The sequence below is a fragment of the Sporolactobacillus inulinus genome (genome assembly GCF_006539285.1).
GTDB classification, from domain to species: domain Bacteria; phylum Bacillota; class Bacilli; order Bacillales; family Sporolactobacillaceae; genus Sporolactobacillus; species Sporolactobacillus inulinus.
The window spans coordinates 1-5,570 of the sequence record NZ_BJMS01000138.1 but is presented as its reverse complement, the minus strand read 5'-3'; the positions used below and the strand labels follow the sequence as shown (position 1 = coordinate 5,570).

The 5,570-nt window shown below is 43.8% G+C and carries 7 protein-coding genes; 4 read left to right on the top strand and 3 right to left on the bottom strand.

Annotated elements, in window-relative coordinates; translation table 11 throughout:
- Positions 1-1,238 (top strand): MFS transporter (locus SIN01_RS13710; protein WP_141306138.1); only part of this gene is annotated, 1,238 nt, incomplete at its 5' end.
- 107 nt (positions 1,239-1,345) lie between these two features.
- Here SIN01_RS13710 and SIN01_RS13705 read toward each other — a convergent pair.
- The 3 genes from SIN01_RS13705 to SIN01_RS13695 all read right to left on the bottom strand — a co-directional run bounded on the left by SIN01_RS13705 (position 1,346) and on the right by SIN01_RS13695 (position 2,870).
- Positions 1,346-1,768 carry a VOC family protein gene (locus SIN01_RS13705; RefSeq protein WP_010025256.1) on the bottom strand — a complete coding sequence of 141 codons (423 nt, stop codon included), beginning with the start codon at positions 1,766-1,768 and terminating at the stop codon, positions 1,346-1,348.
- Positions 1,769-2,035: 267 nt separating this feature from the next.
- Complete coding sequence (locus SIN01_RS13700) at positions 2,036-2,236, bottom strand: hypothetical protein (protein ID WP_010025257.1); 201 nt, start codon at positions 2,234-2,236, stop codon at positions 2,036-2,038.
- Between the two features lie 355 nt (positions 2,237-2,591).
- On the bottom strand, positions 2,592-2,870 hold the full coding sequence (locus tag SIN01_RS13695) for a DUF3243 domain-containing protein (protein WP_010025259.1): 279 nt from the start codon (positions 2,868-2,870) through the stop codon (positions 2,592-2,594).
- Positions 2,871-3,059: 189 nt separating this feature from the next.
- On the opposite strand from SIN01_RS13695, the gene SIN01_RS13690 reads away from it, so the two are divergent.
- The 3 genes from SIN01_RS13690 (at position 3,060) to salA (ending at position 5,402) form a co-directional block, all read left to right on the top strand.
- Complete coding sequence (locus SIN01_RS13690) at positions 3,060-3,494, top strand: DUF2521 family protein (protein ID WP_010025261.1); 435 nt, start codon at positions 3,060-3,062, stop codon at positions 3,492-3,494.
- Between the two features lie 72 nt (positions 3,495-3,566).
- Positions 3,567-4,280 carry an N-acetylmuramoyl-L-alanine amidase CwlD gene (gene cwlD, locus SIN01_RS13685; protein WP_029548195.1) on the top strand — a complete coding sequence of 238 codons (714 nt, stop codon included), beginning with the start codon at positions 3,567-3,569 and terminating at the stop codon, positions 4,278-4,280.
- Between the two features lie 75 nt (positions 4,281-4,355).
- Positions 4,356-5,402, top strand: a complete 1,047-nt coding sequence (gene salA, locus SIN01_RS13680) for an iron-sulfur carrier protein/transcriptional regulator SalA (RefSeq protein WP_010025263.1) — start codon at positions 4,356-4,358, stop codon at positions 5,400-5,402.
- Positions 5,403-5,570 lie beyond the last annotated feature (168 nt).

Sequence of the window (5,570 nt, the reverse complement as noted above, 5' to 3'; positions counted from 1 at the left end):
TAAATAAGAACCTTGGATTGTTAATTACAAGCAGATTCATTTCGATTCTAGGGGACACAATTTTTTATCCGGCAATCTTTTGGATTGCTGCAAGTAATAGTAGTAAAGGAATTAATTGGGTGGGCGTTATTTCATTTATAATCGTATTACCTCCTTTATTGAGCTTTCTCAGTGGTGCGATCATTGATCATCTCTCAAAAAAGTTTGTATTAATCGTATCCGACAGTGTTCGAACTGCTTTATGCTTTATCTTGCTTCTCAGCCCATTAAATAATTTGCTCATCATATTAGTTATATTCATTTTCTTCATTGAATTATGTGGACAGTTTTTTAGCGTTGCGTCGGCAGCTTTAATTCCTCAAATCGTTAACAAAGATGAATATGTAGCGGCTAATTCTCATCTTCAATTCACCTCAACGGTAGTGAGTTTAATTGGATACGCCTTAGGAGGTGTGTTAATGGCGGGATTTGGGATTTATGTAGTGATATTGATAAACTGCCTCTCCTTTTTAATATCTGCACTGTTATTAGTATTTATGAAAATTCCAAATACTAATCGTGAAAGTGTTAAAAATAATCAGCCTAGTGAAAAAAATAAAGTTAATATCATAAAGGAATTAGCAGAAGGCATGAAACAGCTTACTGGAAATAGGGGTCTTTCGGTGATAACTGTAACTTCATTTATAATAAACACAGCATTTGCTTCGATAGAAGTATTGATCACAGTATGGGCCCATAACACCGGCAAAATTGGTGCAGCAGGTTATGGATTTTTGTTAACGTCAATTATGGTCGGTTCGTTATTAGGAGCGTTAGTAACCAGAATTCCTTATTTTAATTCTAAAGCGAAGGAATATATTATTGCGGGCGCAGTTTGCTTAGAGGGGATTTTCCTCGGCCTATTCCCTTTTACCTTCTCTCTAATAGGAAGTATGTCTTCCCTTTTTTTAATGGGACTATTTCAAATGTTAGGGAATGTATATTTCTCAACCTACTTAATGGAGCAAGTAAACGATAAAAATCTTGGCAAGGTTTTGGGGCTAATAAACACCCTTATGCGGGGAGGACAGCCCATGGGAATTGCCATAATAACATTTCTCCTTGGGTTAATTCGTGTTAGTTGGCTGGTTCTTATTGTAGGAATGATTACCCTACTTTGTGGTGTTTCTATAGTAGCATTTTTTAGATTTAAAAGAATCCCATATTATATTGGGAGAGAATCTTCTGCAAGTAAATAAAAGAGTGTCAAGTATTCTGTTTAAATGGCAGCCTTCCCGATAACATCCTATTGAAAAAACGACTTTGTCATTTGTACAAAGCCGTTTTTCTACGATTATCGTATGTACTAACCTTGATATCCTTCAGTGTAAATTTGGAAGGTTACACCGAATTTATCTTTAATCACCCCGTAAGCAGGACTAAAACCCGTTTCTGATAATGGCATTTCAACTTGTCCGCCATCCTGTAAGGCTTCAAAAATTTGGTGAGCTTTGTCTGCATTGTCAAACGTGACACAAATGGTTACCAGGTTTCCTTCTTGAGCTGGTTGACCCGGAAATGTATCTGAAAACATAAGTACCGACTCTCCAACCCTTAGCGAAGCGTGTGAGATAAGGTCCTTTGCATTCTCAGGGAAAGGAAAATCTGGGGTAGTAGGCATCTCACCAAATGTAATCACTCCTAAATTTTCTGCATGAAATACCTTTTCGTAAAAGCCAATGGCTTCTCTTGCATTTCCGTTCAACTGTAAATAAGGAATAAATTGCATCTTTTCAGCTCCTCTGTTTTATTGGGCGAATGTACTCAAATTTTATTATAACCAACAAGAGCGCCGATCACATTCAATTATGCTCTACAGTTTCAAATATTTAATGGAAAATGGTCAATCGGGTTAATCCAAACTCCCCCATCGACTAGGTTCTACACCGGGGTTATGATTTCGCAACGCTTGCGCATATGGACCACTGGATCCGATGGTGTCTTTTTAGCAAAAAGGAGCCCAATGGCCCCCCTCTAACTAAAAATACTCAAGTGTTCAACCGGTATAATTTTCACCCCAGCTTTGAGTTTCTGGCGCCCGTTGTAAGGACCAGTAGTATTGAACTAACTGGGACTCGACTTCGAAGTGCTTTTTGTAAAAGTAAATGTGTTTTTCGGGGTCAATATGTTCGTAGTACATGGCCAAAGTGCCATATAAACTGGTCAACTGAAGAAGCTTAGCTAATTGTGGATCCATAAGATCTCTCCCTTTTGTTGAGTAATGCACTATATGCGAAGAGAGGGCGGATGACACATTTTATTGAAGGGGGGGTGATGCCACGAATGTCTGTGCACGAAAATCAAAAATTCGGGCGGTGCCTTCATTCAGTTCGGTTGAACATTGATTCGGTTCACGGGAAAATTTTCAGTCAATGTTGAGTCTTACCTTGAATCGAGATTGTGGGTAGAAAAGATATAATCCGACGATTTTATCAACCATCCTTTGGTGTTGCGTGCAACCGATGTCCCCAACCAGATAGGACATGTGAACCTGTTAATCCCTGCCAAGGAGTTAAAAGACCCCTGCACGGGATGCGCAGGGGCTGCATTTATTAGTGTTGGAGTTCAGGTTCTTTTGTTGTTCCGTTATTGGCAACAAGTTTCATGATTAGGCGGGCAATGGTTTTGTGCTCGTTTTCATCGGCAACGCTCCACAAATCGGAGAGCAGCCGCTCCTGTTCATTTTTTGGATCTACATGTTCTGCAAGATACCCGCCGATTTTTGTCGCAAACTCATTGATGACCTCCGAATTTACACCGACGCTTTCTGCTTGATGCATGCGGTCAGCTAGGAAATCCTTCCAACGATCCCAGTTACTCAATAGAGACATGACCTAACCTCCTTTTTTAAATGCACGCTTAGGTTTGCCGACTAAGTTTTTCTTATTCATCCTTCATTTTCTTCCATGTCGGTGGTTTTCCATCACTTTCCGAGCGGTTAAAAACGGCATGGAAAAAGCTGTTACGGTTGAGCGGCGGCGCCTTGCCGGATGATAAAGAAGGAAAGGAGGAGAACTGAGTTGGGTGTTGTCATGGATTTTAGAGAGAAATTGCGTCATAAGCAACTTGTGTCGGAGCGCCGTGCGCTTCAGGACTTGTCTTTTTCAAAAATTGAGGAGGCCGTCCAGCGTTATTTTGGGCAATATCTTATCCAAATCCCGGCTGCGGGTGCGGCGGGAAAAGAAATGTGTGCAGAATACGCATTGGAAAGCTTCTTGTTAGGCTCTTCAATGGGGCGTTTCGGCTTTTACGGGGAAGAAAAAATTGATGTTTTCAAACGATGCAAGGTTGAATTTTATGGGTTGTTTGATGACTTTTATGATTTTTGGCTTTTCTGGGGTACCGATCAGCAGTTGCTTGATGACTTGCAGGACACATGCCGCAAGTATTTGTTTTATTGGTGGTCCGAAGGCTATGATGCCTCACTGAAACGGTGGCGGCTTAAGCTTCATTAATTCCCGCATAATTGCAGGCTTTGTCCAATATATATGAACGAAAGAGACGGGCTTGCAGTTGGGGGGATTGAATTGAAACGGAGATGGCTGTTTTGGGGAAGCATCATTATGGTGCTCGCTTTTGTGACCCTCGCCAGTGCCAAATGGCTGATTAGTTGGCATACCGGTCAGAGTTGGCATACGCCGCTGGCGGGACGTGTGATTGTTCTCGACGCGGGACATGGCGGCCCTGATGGTGGGGCGGTTGGCGGAAGTATTGAGGAGAAGGATATTACACTTAAAATTACCAAGGATATCCGTAATTATTTGCAGGAAATGGGTGCGGTGGTGATCATGACCCGTGACCGTGATACAGATCTGGCGGACGATGACTTTTCGGGAAGTCACAAAACACAGGACTTGGTTCGACGGGCAAAAATGGTTAACAAAACGCATCCGGACGCATTTGTGAGCATTCATATGAATGCCATTCCTATGCCGAGTCTTCATGGGGCGCAAACCTTTTATCATCCGAAGTCCAGCGAAAACCGCAAGCTTGCACTATTCATTCAGGATTCCCTTAAACAAAATCTGGAGAATACAAAGCGTTACGCGAAGCCGATTGGCCATGTTTATCTGCTTAAGAAGGCGGAAGCACCCTCGGCATTGGTAGAGGTCGGTTTCCTGTCGAATGCGGCAGAGCGCGCGCTGCTCATTCAGCCCAATTACCAGAAGAAGGCTGCAGCTTCAATCAGTCAAGGCATTATGCGCTATTTCACCAATGAAAAAATCCCTTCCGATCAATGAATAGAGGTTCAAAATGCTGGGTTTTTCATAAGCGACTTGCTATACTGAAGATGCACGGGAAGGATTGGTGAAACGATGATGGACCGACAACAGGTTTTGGACGTGCTGCAAACCGTTCAAGACCCTTTTTTACATAAAAATCTAGCTGAAACCAAGGCCCTCAAGCAGTTATCGGCAGATGGCGAACGCGTTGCCTTGGAAGTTGCGCTGTCGAAACAAGACAAAGTGAAACAAATGCAGATCCAAGTTGAAATTTCTTCGAAGCTCAAGGAAAAAGGTGCAAAAGCAGTGAGCGTTCAGTTTACGGTGCTCCGTAATGAGGAGATCCGCCAATTAGGCGGGTTCCCGGTTAAGCTGCCAACGCTGCTTTCGCCGGGCGTTAAAACGCAGTTCATTTCGGTAGCAAGCGGCAAGGGCGGGGTTGGAAAGTCAACGGTTTCGGTCAATCTCGCCTTGGGAATGGCGCGACAAGGAAAAAAGGTCGGATTGCTTGATGCGGATATCTACGGCTTCAGTGTTCCGGATATGATGGGGATCGAGAAGCGGCCGGCGATCAAGGACGAACGAATTATCCCGGTTGAACGGTTCGGCATTAAAGTGATTTCGATGGGCTTTTTTGTAGAAAACAACTCGCCGGTGATTTGGCGCGGCCCAATGCTCGGCAAAATGCTGAACAACTTTTTTAATGATGTCTATTGGGGCGATTTGGACTATTTGCTGCTCGATCTTCCGCCGGGTACCGGAGATGTAGCGATGGACATCCACTTCAAACTGCCACACTCTAAAGAGATCATTGTCACCACACCGCATCCGACCGCCGCTTTTGTTGCGGCTCGAGCAGGCGCGATGGCTACGCATACGAAACATGAAATTCTTGGCGTTATTGAAAATATGGCTTACTATAAAAGCAAAAAAACGGGTGAGATTGAGTACGTTTTCGGCAAAGGCGGCGGCGATAAGCTCAGCGACTTGCTAAAAACGGACTTGCTTGGTCGCATTCCGCTCACGCAACCTGAGCCGAAGCCCGGTATTCTCGCTCCCGGCGTTTATTTTGAAGGCGATCCGATCGCACCGGTGTATGACGACATTGCTCGGAAAGTGATCAATAAGACCACAAAATAATAAGCGTGCGAATCCCTCAGCAGAAAAAGGCTGGGGGATTTTTAAAAGGAAAAGAAAGTATACGATTTTGCTCCGTCTTCAAACCAATAGATCAGTGTCATGGCTGAGCATCAAAGCGGAGGTGCTCTGGCGCCTGCGGGAACAGCGAGCCAAGGAAGACCCCGCAGA